The following is a 13,580-nucleotide window of genomic DNA, read 5'->3' as shown; positions in this document are numbered from 1 at the left end:
TAAGGCATAGCCGCCATCCGGCACAAGCGATGCCGCTCCGTAGGCCGGATAAGGCATCGCCGTCATCCGGCACAAGCGATACCACTCCGTAGGCCGGATAAGGCGCAGCCGCCATCCGGCACAACAAAAAATCAGTTCTGCAACACCGACGACACCAGCAGCTGGGTATACGGATGATGCGGATCGTCGAGCACGCGGTCGGTTAACCCACTTTCCACCACCTGACCCTGCTTCATCACCAGCAAACGGTCGGCCAGCAGGCGCGCGACGCCCAAATCGTGGGTGACAATCACTACCGCCAGATCCAGTTCCACCACCAGGCCGCGCAGCAGGTCCAGCAGTTTGGCCTGTACGGAAACGTCCAGCCCGCCGGTAGGTTCGTCCATAAACACCAGTTTGGGATGGGTGACGAGGTTGCGGGCAATCTGCAGGCGCTGCTGCATGCCGCCGGAAAAGGTGGTGGGTAGATCGTCGATACGCGAGGCAGGGATCTCTACCTCCTCCAGCCAGCGCTGCGCGGTGGCGCGGATGTCGCCGTAGTGACGCGCGCCGGTGGCCATCAGACGTTCGCCGATATTGCCGCCTGCGGAGACCTGACGGCGCAGGCCATCCAGCGGATGCTGATGCACCACGCCCCATTCGGTGCGCAGCAGACGGCGACGGTCGGCCTCGTTCATGCCGTACAGCGAACGGTTCTGATACAAAATCTCACCGCTCTGCGGCGTCAGCCGTGAAGAGATCGATTTCAGCAGCGTGGTTTTGCCGGAACCGGACTCGCCGACGATACCCAGCACTTCGCCTGGCCACAGGTCAAAAGAGACATCGCTGAAGCCCTTGCCCGGCGCGTAGAGATGGGTCAGGTTGTTGACTGAAAGCAGCGGTTGCGTCATTTGCTGAGGGCCTCGCTCTGTTGGCGGCAGTAGTCGGTGTCGGAGCAGACAAACATGCGTTTGCCGGTGTCATCGAGCACCACTTCATCGAGATAGCTGTGGGTTGAGCCGCAGATGGCGCAAGGCTCATCCCAGCTCTGCACGGTAAACGGGTGATCGTCGAAATCGAGGCTCTCCACGCGGGTGTAAGGTGGAACGGCATAGATACGCTTTTCGCGGCCAGCGCCAAACAGTTGCAGGGCTGGCATCATGTCCATCTTTGGATTGTCGAATTTCGGGATGGGCGACGGGTCCATGACGTAGCGGTCATTGACCTTCACCGGATAGGCGTAAGTGGTGGCGATATGGCCGAAGCGGGCGATATCTTCATACAGTTTCACCTGCATGATGCCGTACTCTTCCAGCGCGTGCATGGTGCGAGTTTCCGTTTCACGCGGTTCGATAAAGCGCAGCGGCTCAGGGATCGGTACCTGGAAGATGATTATCTGATCTTCCACCAGCGGCGTTTCCGGGATGCGGTGGCGGGTCTGGATCAGCGTCGCATCTTCCGTACGCTCAGTGGTATTCACCCCGGTTACGCGTTTGAAGAAGTTGCGAATCGACACGGCGTTGGTGGTGTCATCCGCGCCCTGGTCAATCACCTTCAATACGTCCGGCTCGCCAATCACGCTGGCGGTGAGCTGGATGCCGCCGGTTCCCCAGCCGTAGGGCATCGGCATTTCACGTCCGCCAAACGGGACCTGGTAACCCGGGATTGCCACCGCTTTCAGAATGGCGCGGCGGATCATGCGTTTGGTCTGCTCATCAAGATAGGCAAAGTTGTAGCCGGAGAGGTTAGTGGTCACGGGTGGCCTCCTGTTGCAGGCGTTTGAGCAGTTCCAGTTCGGCCTGGAAATCGACGTAATGGGGAAGTTTGAGGTGCGAAACAAAACCCGCCGCCTCGACGTTATCCGCATGCGCCAGCACGAACTCTTCGTCCTGCGCCGGTCCTGTGACCGTTTCATCGTATTCGGCTGCCTGTAAGGCGCGGTCTACCAGCGCCATCGCCATCGCTTTACGTTCGCTCATACCGAACACCAGCCCGTAGCCGCGGGTAAAATGGGGGGATTCGTTTTCTGGTGCGACAAACCCGTTCACCATTTCACATTCGGTCATCAGCAGTTCGCCGACGTTAACCGCAAATCCCAGCTCTTCCGGTACGGTTTCCAGTTCCACATAGCCGCTGCGGATTTCGGCGGCAAACGGGTGGTTGCGCCCGTAGCCGCGCTGGGTGGAGTAGGCCAGCGCCAGCAGATAGCCCTCATCACCGCGCATCAGCTGTTGCAGACGTGAAGCACGTGAGCAGGGGTAAACCGGCGGCGTGCGGGTGATGTCGTCGGGTGTCGCGCCATCATCCTCTTCACGCTTTGCCAGCCCCTGGTTGGCCAGCAGGGAAAAAACGTGCGGGGAGGCATCCTGCGTGCTATCCGCGCTGCGCAGAGGCGGCGTTTCGCCATTGGCCAGCAGGGTAAAATCCAGCAAGCGATGGGTGTAGTCATAGGTTGGACCCAACAGTTGCCCGCCGGGAATATCTTTGTAGACCGCCGAGATTCGGCGCTCAAGGCGCATTTCTGCGCTGTTAACCGGTTCACTGACCGCCACTTTTGCCAGCGTAGTGCGGTAGGCGCGGAGCAAGAAGATGGCTTCGACGTTATCGCCGCTGGCCTGCTTCAGCGCCAGTGCCGCCAGTTCGCGGTCGGCGATGCCGCCTTCGGTCATCACCCGGTCAACGGCCAGGTTCATCTGCTGTTCGATTTGCGCCACGCTCAGTTCAGCAATGGTTTCATCGCCCCGGCGTCGGTTTTCCTGCAGGGCGTGGGCGTTGGCTATCGCCTTTTCGCCCCCTTTGACGGCGACGTACATCAGCACACCTCCACATGGGTGGTTCGCGGAATAGCCAGCAGGCGTTCGCCGCAGGTGAGGATCAAATCGACCCCCAGTGGGAACGGGTGCGGGCGTTCGGTGAGTTCGTGAATCAGGCATTCCGGCAGCTGTGGCGCGATCATGCGCTCTTCGGCAATGCCCGCTCCGGTCAGACGCAGCATGCGTCCGCCGCTTAAGCCAGAGACCTGCACAATCAGCGTGGCGCTGGTCTCTGGCGCGACGGCTGAACCGGCGGAGAGGGCGTTAAGCTGTTCGCTGCTGATGCGCTCGTCGGCGACGGCAAAGGCCGCCAGCTGCGGCTGATCCACCAGCGGCGCGTTGGTATGAAAACGCAGGTTCTGGCGGGCAATATCGTTATCCATCGACGGCGCCAGCCAGACCGGCGTGTCGCCATCGACCAGGGTCAGCAGCACGCTGGTGGTCGCCAGACCCAGCGGCTGCCAGCCGTGTTTCAGTTGATGCAGGGCGACGATTACGCCCGGTTCGCTCATGGCTTTCAGCAGGCGACGAAAGCTCTGCTGAGCATCCTGAACGGGTAAATTAAAAGCGGTCAGAAGTGCTGTAGATCGTGTCATGCGTTATCTCCGCGTACCAGCGTGAAGAAGTCGACCCGGCTGGCGTTGACTTCGGCACGGCGTGCGTTAATCAGCGCATCGCGTTCCGCTTCCAGCGGGGCAATTAAGGTTTCCATTAGGTTCTGGAAATGCGTTTTTTCCTGCAGCAGTGCGTCAATCACCGCGCACTGCTCGGCATGTTGTTTATTGCGTCCCAGCAGGTAGCTGTAACCCAGCGTGCCGCTCTGCAGGCGTACCACTGCGCGGGTAAGCGTGGTGTCGCCAGCAAAGAAGCGGTTGCCGGTACCGCCCATACGGGCCTGGATCTGCATCAGTCCGCTTTCCGGAGCGCGGATAAGTTCATAGTCCGGCGTTAGATTGAGCGCGGTGATGCGGGCGTTCAGGGCATCGGCATTGCTGTAAGCCAGCGCGCGCATCCAGCGCTGGCGGGTGGCGGTATCGAAATGCATTCAGTGCTCCATAGTGAATTCGATCATGTCGGCGCGGGTCAGGCTGACGGAGTATTCCGCCGCGTGTTCTTCGCCTTCACGGTGGTTCAGGGTGCGCACGCACAGCAGCGGCGCCATATTGGGGATTTCCAGTACCTTGCTCTCTTTGGCCTGCGCGCGGCGGGCGCTGATGCGCGTTTGCGTGCGTAGCAGCGTCAGACCGGACTGTTCGCGCAGGTAGTCATGCAGTGAACCGCTGTTGAAGCCTTGCAGCAGCGGCCACAGCGAGAGGTCGGAAAAATAGTGGTCGATCTGGCACAGTGCGATGCCGTTAACCCGGCGCAGGGTGCGCAGGTGAATCACGTTATCGCCCTCGTTTATGCTGAGCGCATCGGCAATGTGGCTGGAGGCCGGACGCAGCACCGCCAGCAGTTTTTCGCTGGTGGGATGGCTGCCCTGGTCCAGCAGATTCTGACTAAAGCGCGCCTGGGCATTAAGCGGGTAATCGAATGGGCGCATCAGCACCAGCACGCCGACGCCCTGACGACGCTGAACCCAACCGCGTTCAACCAACTGGTCAATGGCGCGGCGCAGGGTGTGGCGGTTTACCTCGTAGCGCGCGGCAAGCTGATGCTCGGCGGGCAGATAGTCACCGCAGCGATAATGTTGACGTAGCTCCTGCTCAAGTCTCGCGGCAATTTCCTGATAACGCGTTGGATAACTGGTCGGATGTGTAGACAAGTGCATAGCAATCAATGCCTCGCTAATCAGATAAAGTGCTTACGCAAACGCTGGGAAAGGAAATCCAACAGGCTGACGGTGACGATGATTAACACCATCAGGGCGCAGGTTTGCTGGAACTGAAAGCCGCGAATCGCTTCCCATAAGGTCACGCCAATACCGCCTGCACCCACCATTCCGACCACCGTGGCCGAGCGAACGTTGGATTCAAAGCGATACAGCGAGTAAGAGATAAGCAGCGGCATGACCTGTGGCAGAACGCCGTACAGAATCTCTTCAATTTTGTTGGCACCGGTGGCGCGAATGCCTTCTACCGGACCTGGCTCAATAGCTTCAACCGCTTCGGAAAGCAGTTTGGAGAGCACCCCGGTAGTGTGGATAAACAGCGCCATCACCCCGGCGAATGGGCCTAAGCCGACGGCGACCACGAACAGCATCGCGAAGACCATTTCATTGATGGCGCGGCAGGCGTCCATCAGGCGACGCATCGGCTGGTAAATCCACCACGGCACGAGGTTATCGGCGCACATCAGGCCGAAGGGAATCGACAGCACAACGGCGAGGGCAGTCCCCCAGACGGCAATTTGCAGGGTGACGGCCATTTCACCGAGATAGTCCTGCCACTGGCTGAAGTCCGGCGGGAAGAAGTCGGCGGCGAAGGTCGCCATATTGCCGGAATCCTGGATCAGTGTGAGCGGGGCCATTTCGGCACCTTTCCACGAGACCACCAGCACGGCGAGAAGAATGGCCCAGCTCAGCAGCGAGAACCAGCTACGTTTGGGCGGGGCGACGGTGATGGTTTGCATGTTTAGCTCCTGGGTGTCGATGTTTCGGGTCTGTTGTAGGCCGGATAAGGTGCTGGCACCGCCATCCGGCATGGAATCCCTTGCATTGCCTGATGGCGCTGCGCTTATCAGGCCTACAATTTGGTCACCAGGTTTACTGCACCGCTTTGGTGACGCTGGTCATAGCGCCCAGTGCGGCGGTCAGACGGTCAAGGTCATCGAGCTGCGCTTTCAATGCCGAGGTTTTGCTGGTTTTCTCTTCCTCGTTCAGCCCTTTGTTGTCCTTCACACCCTGCATCTCTTTAAACAGTGCCAGCTGGCGAATCGGCACCAGTTGCAGATCGCTGGAGGCGCGGAACGGCGCCCATCCCAGGCGTTCCAGTACGGTTTTCTGTTCCGGCGTTTTGCCGTAATTCATAAAGAAGTCGTACACCTTGTCCTTGGTGGTTTCGGAGAGGTTTTTACGCCAGACGATCGGATCGCCCGGGATCAGCGGTGACTTCCAGATCACCTTCAGCTCTTTCAGTTTTTCCGGTGCGGAAGTTTTCAACTTGTCGAGGTTTTCGGTGTTGTTGGTGGCGACATCGACCTGCTTGTTGGCGACGGCCAGCGCGTTGGTTTCGTGTCCGGCGTTAACGGTGCGTTTGAAGTCGCTGGCGGAGATGTTGTTTTTGGCGAAGACGTAGTAGCCGGGGACGAGGAAGCCTGACGTTGAGTTGGGATCGCCGTTGCCGAAGGTCAGATCCTTACGTTTGGCGATCAGATCGTTCAGGTTATTGATCGGGCTGTCTTTGTTAACGATCAACACGCTCCAGTAACCTGGGGATCCGTCGGCGGCGACGGTCTGGGCAAACACTTGCCCGTTAGCGCGATCCACCGCTTCCATTGCCGAGAGGTTGCCGTACCAGGCGATATCAACTTTGTTAAAGCGCATTCCCTGGATGATCCCGGCGTAGTCCGGGGCGAAGAAGGCGTTCACTTTCACGCCCAGTGATTTTTCCATGTCCTTCAGGAACGGTTCCCACTGCGGTTTCAGATTTTGCTGTGATTCGGTCGAAATAATGCCAAAGTTCAGCGCTTTTTCTTGCTCTTCGGCATGGGCCGGGGTGAGCAGTGTGCTGAGACTAAACATGCTGGTGAAAGCCAGCGCGGCAACTGTCTTATAGCTCATTTCCATTCCTCATTGTGGGGATGTCAGGCAGCCTGCGCGTTCTGTTCGACGCGGTTCATGCTGCGGTAGAGATGGTCAAAACGATCGTTATCAAAATGCTGGCTGCTGCCATCAAAGAAGACGTTGCCCTGGCGCAGCGCGACGATGCGTTCGCAGTAGCGCAGGGCGTAATCCACCTGATGCAGCGTGACGACCACGGTGATGCCGTCGGTCTGGTTTATGTCGCGTAGGGTGTCCATCACGATCCGTGCGGATTCCGGGTCCAGCGAAGCAATCGGCTCATCGGCGAGGATCACTTTGGCCTGCTGCATCAGCGCGCGGGCGATTGCGACACGCTGCTGCTGACCGCCCGAAAGCGTGGAAACGCGCTGGTATGCAAAGTGCGCCATGCCCACGCGGGTCAGCGCCTGGAGCGCGCGCTGTTTTTGTTCCTGGCTAAACCAGCTAAAACAGGTACGCCAGAACGGCGTGCTGCCGAGCGCGCCAATCAGGACGTTCTCCAGCACCGTCAGGCGGTTCACCAGATTGAACTGCTGGAAGATGTAGCCGGTGTGGGCACGGCTTTTGCGGATATCGCGCGCCAGGCGGCCTTCATGTTGAACGGTGCGGCCCAGCAGCTCGACGCGGCTACCGGGGGATTTATCACCGGTGATCAAACCGCTTAAATGACGTAAAAGGGTGGATTTGCCGGAGCCAGACGGCCCAAGCAGAGCCACCATCTCACCGGAACAGATGTTCAGATCAACCGCATTGAGCGCCTGATGTTGATTGAAGGACTTGGAGAGTTTCTCGACGCGAATAATCGTTTGCATGATGCGGCCTCCCTAAAAAAGTGGCCCCATCGTGGCGGATCAATGTGACGTTTTCGTTAAGGGATGGTTACTCGACGATGAAGAGTTGAGCGCTATTTGATGACAGTACGGGAGGGCTGGCCTCCCGTTGGATTACTCTGTAGGGGGTTGCTGTTGTTTGACAACGTTGATCATCCACGGCACGCCATACTGGTCGCTCACTTTACCGAAACCGTGGGCCCAGAAGGTTTCCTGCCAGTCCATTTCGATTTTTCCGTTTGCTGCCAGATTATCAAACCAGCGTTTGCCTTCATCGACGTTTTGCGTGTCGAGCACCAGCGTGAAGCCAGAGTAGTGAGCATTTCCGTCCGGGGCGCTATCGCTCATCATGATGTCACTGCCCGCAACGCGCAGGTTGGCGTGGGCGATGGCGGTGTCGGGGAATTTCAAGCCTGAAGGGCAACCATCTTCGCTATCCTGCGCCGATTTGGGCATTTCACCGAAGTTGATTTTGTAGAGTAGCTCAGCGCCTAACGTTTTTTGATAGTAGGCGATAGCGTCAGCGCAGTTGCCTGCAAAGGAGATATAGGGACTTAACGGCATAATCTTTACCTCAGGTAAAAGAAGCCAATTAAGTGTAGTTAGCGTCTGCAAAAATAAACCAGGCGGGAAGTATGAGCTTCCCGCCTGGCAGATGAGCTGGAGTTGACCTGATTAGCGTCGCGCTATCAGGCAATTGGCATCAGTTCTTTTTCACAAACTCAGATTTCAGCTTCATTGGGCCAAAGCCATCGATTTTGCAATCGATGTTGTGGTCACCTTCAACCAAACGAATGTTTTTCACTTTGGTACCAATCTTCAGCATGGAAGAGCTACCTTTTACCTTCAGGTCTTTCACGACGGTAACGCTGTCGCCGTCAGCCAGCAGGTTGCCGTTGGCATCTTTAACGATCAGTTCGTCGCTGTCCTGCGCCGGTTCAGCATCGTTCCATTCGTGAGCGCATTCCGGGCAGATGAACATGCCGTTATCTTCGTAAGTGTATTCGGAGTTGCATTGCGGGCAGTGTGGTAATGACATGTGGATTTCCTCAAAAGTCAGCAGGGGCAAATGCGCCCAAAAAATGGCAGATTGCCGAAAAAGGCCGCAATTATACATAAAATCCCTGCATTTGTCGGGACTACTGCGCGATTACGCAAAATGATCTGCTGTAAAGACCCTCTGCTTTCACCTCAATGAAAGTATGGCGGAATATTTTTTAAGGGAAATTGCTACGCTTAGATATTTAAGATAAGGTGAGGCGAAATATCTGATATTCATAGGTAACATTGCTTAGAAATGCCTAAGTCATTGTGATTGAATATCATTGACCCCCTTAAATTTAGTAGGGGGATTCCGCTGGCATTTTTTAAAACTGAACTACGCTGTCTATCTTTCTTACTTATTTTCATAAGTGAGAGGCATCAGGCCAGCGGTTATACACCAAATTTATTTTAATAATATCAATTGGTTGTTTTGATTTTAATTATTTCTATACGTAATTATAAAAGCCAAAAAATCTATAAATAAAACGATTGGGCTAAATAAAAGCAATGCCATTTGCGTTAAGGAAAAATTTTCCATGCACACACAGACAATATATGAATTAAGTCAGGAAGCGGAACGCTTGCTGATGCTCTCGCTTGAACATCTCAGGCAATTGCAAAAATTGCCTATGACGTCGTTGGATGATGTCGCGCTAAAACAAGGAGAGCATAGCAGTCAGGTTGTTCAGCCCCTGCATTTCAGCGCGCGTGGCATGGATGTCCAGCAAGCAACGCTCAATAATGAGCTGCGCAAGATTACGCGTCTGGAAATGGTGCTGGCGATTGTTGGCACGATGAAAGCGGGAAAATCGACGACGATTAACGCGATTGTGGGGACAGAGGTGTTACCTAATCGTAATCGCCCCATGACGGCGTTACCAACGCTAATACGCCATACGCCGGGGCAGAAAGAGCCGGTGCTGCATTTTTCACATGTCGCGCCGATCGATGCCTTAATGAAGGTTTTGCAGCAGCGCGTGCGCGAGTGCGATCGCCTGCGTCTTACGCAGACCCTGGAAATTGACAAGGATATGAATGTCCTGCTGCAACATATTGAAAATGGTGTGGCATTTGAACGGTATTATCTTGGCGCACAGCCTATTTTCCATTGCCTTAAAAGCCTGAACGACCTGGTGCGCCTGTCAAAAGCATTGGACGTTGATTTTCCTTTTGCTGCCTATGCTGCGATTGAGCATATTCCGGTTATTGAGGTTGAATTTGTCCATTTGACCGGACAGGCAAGCTACCCAGGGCAATTAACGCTGCTGGATACGCCGGGGCCGAACGAGGCAGGACAACCGCACTTACAAAAAATGCTCAATGAACAGCTGGTGCGGGCCTCTGCGGTGCTGGCGGTGTTGGATTACACCCAACTGAAATCGATTTCCGATGAGGAAGTGCGTCAGGCGATTATGGCGGTCGGCAAGTCAGTGCCGTTATATGCGCTGGTCAATAAATTCGATCAGAAAGACCGCAACAGTGATGATGAAGAACAGGTGCGGGCGTTGATTTCCGGCACGTTGATGCAAGGCGGAATTGCCCCTGAAAGAATTTATCCGGTCTCCTCAATGTGGGGCTATCTGGCGAACAGGGCGCGTCATGAGCTGACGACGCGCGGGCGACTGCCGGATCATCAGGAGCAACGTTGGGTGCAGGATTTTGCCGAAGCGGCGCTTGGCAGACGCTGGCGCACCACCGATCTTGACGATACGGAACACATCCGCCATGCCGCCGACCTGTTGTGGGAAGACTCGCTGTTTGAACAGCCGATCCAGAAAGTGATCCACGCCGCTTATGCTAATGCTTCGTTGTATGCGCTTCGCTCTGCGTCACATAAGTTATTGAACTATGCACAAAGCGTGCACGAATATCTGGAATTTCGCGCCCACGGGTTAACGGTCGCCTATGACAAACTGCGGCTGAACATCACGCATATTGAAGAGGATATGCAGCAGTTAGAAGTGAGCCAGGGGCGGGTGAGCGATGAAGTCAGCCATGAAGTAGAACTGGCGCTGGAGGCTGCCGCTGCCTATCTCAGTGAGCAACAGACTGAGATTCTTTGCGGTATCAATACGTTCTTTGTCAAAGATAACGTCCTGATGATGTCACAACACGGTCTGGGGAATGCTGTGAATACGGCAGAAATGGCCGGAGAGATGTTGGTGCTGCATGATGAAGGGCAGGCGAAAATCGTGTTAGATAAAATTCGCTCATCCTGTGAGGGGGTATTGCTGGCGGCGCAGGAAAGCATCAGCCGGGACTTAGCCCTGCGTTTTGAACAGCTTGAGTCGACGCTCTCCCGGGCGCTAAATGACGCGATGCGGCCAATTGAGCAAAGGGTGAAAGAGGAGCTAAACCACGCCGGTTTTCGTGCGCGGATCCGTTTTCCAGCGTTCCATACGGCGATGTTTAATTTCAATACCCGCCAATTGTTTAACGAGGCCATTGAGCAGGATATTCCGGCAGAAAATGCGCCGTCTACTGGCGGTGTGGTGCGTGACACTTTCTCTCGTTGGCTAAATCAACCCAACTGGGGATGGAATGATTACGTCGAAACAAAAACGCGTTATCTCATTGATATGGGCGCATTGCATAAAAACCTTGTGCAGTACGTCTCCCAGTTTTGCCAACAAATTCGTAAAGCTTTAGCTGCTCAGGTCGATATCTCCGTTACGGCTGGCATGGCCACATTTTTTGCTGATTTCTCTCTGTGCCTGGCGCAATTGCAGGCGAGTCTGAGTGAGAGTCTGACGCTACGCCAACAAAATGAATCCGCGGTGAATGCAATGAATGAGCAATTGCAGCAGCGCATTACGATTGCGGCATGGCTTTATGAAGATTCCCGATTGCTGCGTGACGATATCAATACCCTTTTTGCAACCGAGCACACATGACTAACGTTTTACTGGAAGGCCCCGGGAGGACGCTGGAGTGTGTCTACCCGAAGTTTATGGTCGATCTGGTTCAGGGAGATGAAACCAAACGTTCCGGCGGTTTTCTGCAACAGCAGCAGCGGCTGCGTGCGCGTCTGACGCAGGAAGTGTTATCCCAAACGCAACTGCGTGCGTGGGTGATGGCGGGAGTGTCCAGCGAACATCTGGTGATGCGCCTTAAGCTGGTGGAGAAGCTGGCAGGCATGATTGATCCGGGTCATCTGGCGCTGGTACGGATCGCCGAAGGGTTGATGTTGTTGCAACAAACCGAACACCCGCGTGGGCTTTCAACCCCCGGTCTTTTACAGCAAATAAATTCACTGACTGACTGGTTTACCCAACGCGGTGCGTATAAAGAGAAGGCGCTGACCCAGCGCGGCCTGACGGTTCAGGCGGGTGAGCATAGCGAACAAATTTTTACCCGCTGGCGGGCTGGCGCGTATGACGGCTGGTCGTTACCAGGACGCTGTTTTGTCGCGCTGGAGGAGCTACGTTGGGGAGCTTTTGGTGATGCCTGCCGGTTAGCGAATGCCGATGTGGTGTTAATGCTAAAAGACAACCTGCGAACCATGGCGGCTCAGGCATTGGCGGACAGCGTGAATGCAGCGCCCGCTACGCGTCATTACTATCATCATTGGCTCAGCACGCCAGCTGTCGGCGGATCGGGCGAGTATAACGATATGCTGAGCTGGCTGGGGAGCTGGTGCGATGCGCAACGCCATCCGGTAAGCTGGTCGGTGACGCAGCGGTGGCAAAACGTGGCCTTGGGGATGCCGCGATTGTGTTCGGCAAAGCGGCTGGTCGATGCGATGGTTGAGGAGATTTTTGCACCGACCCTGCTCGTCAATTGAGCAGGGCTGGTGAGTAGGATAAAGGCAGGTTTAGTGGTGCAGAGAGTCTGCCGGGGTGGCCACCGCTTCGTTGGCGACCAGGTTTTTATTAAAACGTTTGGCGTACAGCGCGGTGATAATCGGCACCAGAATGGCGGTGACAATTACGCTGGCGGCAACCAGCGCCGTAGCGGATGCGGCAACCGGTTCGAACGCCGGGTTAATCTGGGCGATAATCACCGGGTTTGCTACCGCAGCGCCTGCTGCTGAAGAGGCTGCGACGCCTGCCGTACCGTTCCCGCCACCAATAACACGGTCAGCAATAATCAGCGGGATACCGGTGATGACGATAACCGCGACACCCAGCAGGATACCCAGCAGACCGGTATCAACGATCACGCTCAGGTTAATAGTGTTACCCAACGCGAAGCCGAAGAACGGGATCAGCACCGGTGTGGCTTTGCTGAAGAAAGAACGCAGGTCGTGATCCAGGTTGCCCAACGTAAAGCCAATCAGGAACGGTAATACCGCGCCGATGAAATGGTGTGGCTCGAAGGAGGCCAGACCCGCGGAGCCGAGGATCACCATGGTCATTAACGGACCGGATTCCAGAGACATCAACACAAATGCGCCAGACTCTTCTTTGGTGCCGTACTGGTTCATCAGACTGGCGTACAAACCACCGTTGGTCATGTCCATCGCGGAGACAATTGCCAAAACTGAGAGGCCTGCAAAGAACCCGGTTTGAATACCGGTATCAGGAATAAATGAAGCAGCAATCATTGCCACTACCCAAGCCACGGCTATTTTGGTTATTACCAGCGTACCGGACTTGCGTAATACCGTACCGGTTGCCCGCAAATCAATAGATGCGCCGATACAAAAAAACCACACTGCCAGAATCGGTACCGTTCCGCTGATCATTCCTTTGGTAAACGAACCAAAATACGCACCGGTATCCGGAGCTAACGTATTTAACACTGCGCCTAATAACAGAGGAATCAACATCATTCCGCCGGGGATGCGTTCAATCGTGGCTTTAATTTTCATAAACGTCCTCATGTCTTGTCGCTGCTGAAACTCGCGCAAGAGGGTAAAAATTAATAAATTCAAATGGTTACTGGTGTCTCTTAACAAAGAAAATCGCTATCTCTTTGTTTTATAAAATCTAACGCGGCATACGTTGAGCGTGTTGCTGCTCCCAGGGATATTGCGTCTGGAATTAGTTTGCATTCATGGGAACATTGATTCAATCAAAATAAAACGATGTTTTAGTTATCTTCATCACATATTCCGAGCAAAAATTCCAGGTTGCTCTGATTATTAAAAAAGCTGTGATCTTTTTGTGAAGGGATTAGGTGGTTTTTTTGCTAGCAGAATAATAGTGACTGCTGTGATTGTTGGCGCAATAAAGCGATTTATTCTTGTAT

Annotated in this window: 14 protein-coding genes; 2 read left to right on the top strand and 12 right to left on the bottom strand. The window is 55.0% G+C overall.

What is annotated here, in order from left to right; genetic code table 11:
* Nucleotides 1-131 precede the first annotated feature (131 nt).
* From phnK to OGY09_RS22430, 11 genes are all read right to left on the bottom strand, one after another.
* Nucleotides 132-890 carry a phosphonate C-P lyase system protein PhnK gene (gene phnK, locus OGY09_RS22480; RefSeq protein ID WP_003844769.1) on the bottom strand — a complete coding sequence of 253 codons (759 nt, stop codon included), beginning with the start codon at nt 888-890 and terminating at the stop codon, nt 132-134.
* Complete coding sequence (phnJ, locus tag OGY09_RS22475) at nt 887-1,678, bottom strand: alpha-D-ribose 1-methylphosphonate 5-phosphate C-P-lyase PhnJ (protein WP_049259807.1); 792 nt, start codon at nt 1,676-1,678, stop codon at nt 887-889. Before phnJ ends, phnK begins: the two co-directional genes overlap by 4 nt.
* Before the next feature lie 46 nt (nt 1,679-1,724).
* Nucleotides 1,725-2,792: a carbon-phosphorus lyase complex subunit gene (locus tag OGY09_RS22470; protein ID WP_032942125.1), complete on the bottom strand. Its 1,068-nt coding sequence runs from the start codon at nt 2,790-2,792 to the stop codon at nt 1,725-1,727.
* Nucleotides 2,792-3,388, bottom strand: coding sequence for a phosphonate C-P lyase system protein PhnH (gene phnH / locus OGY09_RS22465; protein ID WP_008786957.1), 597 nt, complete (start codon nt 3,386-3,388; stop codon nt 2,792-2,794). Before phnH ends, OGY09_RS22470 begins: the two co-directional genes overlap by 1 nt.
* Nucleotides 3,385-3,837, bottom strand: coding sequence for a phosphonate C-P lyase system protein PhnG (gene phnG / locus OGY09_RS22460; RefSeq protein WP_032942127.1), 453 nt, complete (start codon nt 3,835-3,837; stop codon nt 3,385-3,387). Before phnG ends, phnH begins: the two co-directional genes overlap by 4 nt.
* The gene (phnF, locus tag OGY09_RS22455) at nt 3,838-4,563 is read right to left on the bottom strand and encodes a phosphonate metabolism transcriptional regulator PhnF (RefSeq protein ID WP_020996086.1); all 726 of its coding nucleotides are present in this window, start codon (nt 4,561-4,563) and stop codon (nt 3,838-3,840) included. It abuts the gene before it with no gap.
* Between the two features lie 20 nt (nt 4,564-4,583).
* The gene (gene phnE / locus OGY09_RS22450) at nt 4,584-5,363 is read right to left on the bottom strand and encodes a phosphonate ABC transporter, permease protein PhnE (RefSeq protein ID WP_016155398.1); all 780 of its coding nucleotides are present in this window, start codon (nt 5,361-5,363) and stop codon (nt 4,584-4,586) included.
* Between the two features lie 133 nt (nt 5,364-5,496).
* Entirely contained in the window at nt 5,497-6,513 is a 1,017-nt protein-coding gene (phnD, locus tag OGY09_RS22445) for a phosphonate ABC transporter substrate-binding protein (RefSeq protein WP_008786961.1), read from the bottom strand.
* Between the two features lie 23 nt (nt 6,514-6,536).
* Nucleotides 6,537-7,325, bottom strand: coding sequence for a phosphonate ABC transporter ATP-binding protein (gene phnC / locus OGY09_RS22440; RefSeq protein ID WP_003826726.1), 789 nt, complete (start codon nt 7,323-7,325; stop codon nt 6,537-6,539).
* A gap of 132 nt (nt 7,326-7,457) precedes the next feature.
* Nucleotides 7,458-7,907: a VOC family metalloprotein YjdN gene (gene yjdN / locus OGY09_RS22435; RefSeq protein WP_032942129.1), complete on the bottom strand. Its 450-nt coding sequence runs from the start codon at nt 7,905-7,907 to the stop codon at nt 7,458-7,460.
* A 139-nt stretch (nt 7,908-8,046) separates the two neighbouring features.
* On the bottom strand, nt 8,047-8,382 hold the full coding sequence (locus OGY09_RS22430) for a zinc ribbon domain-containing protein YjdM (RefSeq protein WP_003031835.1): 336 nt from the start codon (nt 8,380-8,382) through the stop codon (nt 8,047-8,049).
* A gap of 541 nt (nt 8,383-8,923) precedes the next feature.
* Between OGY09_RS22430 and crfC the strand changes: the two genes are divergently transcribed.
* Together crfC and OGY09_RS22420 are read left to right on the top strand one after the other, a co-directional pair.
* Nucleotides 8,924-11,281, top strand: a complete 2,358-nt coding sequence (gene crfC, locus OGY09_RS22425; protein ID WP_032942131.1) for a clamp-binding protein CrfC — start codon at nt 8,924-8,926, stop codon at nt 11,279-11,281.
* Entirely contained in the window at nt 11,278-12,171 is an 894-nt protein-coding gene (locus tag OGY09_RS22420; protein WP_032942133.1) for a diguanylate cyclase regulator RdcB family protein, read from the top strand. Before crfC ends, OGY09_RS22420 begins: the two co-directional genes overlap by 4 nt.
* Before the next feature lie 30 nt (nt 12,172-12,201).
* Here the strand turns inward: OGY09_RS22420 and kdgT are convergent, their stop codons facing one another.
* Nucleotides 12,202-13,200, bottom strand: coding sequence for a 2-keto-3-deoxygluconate transporter (gene kdgT / locus OGY09_RS22415; protein WP_003826735.1), 999 nt, complete (start codon nt 13,198-13,200; stop codon nt 12,202-12,204).
* Between the last annotated feature and the right edge of the window lie 380 nt (nt 13,201-13,580).

The organism is Citrobacter sp. Cpo071, assembly GCF_030332765.1.
Classification (GTDB): Bacteria; Pseudomonadota; Gammaproteobacteria; order Enterobacterales; family Enterobacteriaceae; genus Citrobacter; species Citrobacter portucalensis.
The sequence above is the reverse complement of the archived record's forward strand: the minus strand, read 5'-3'. Positions and strand labels throughout refer to the sequence as shown.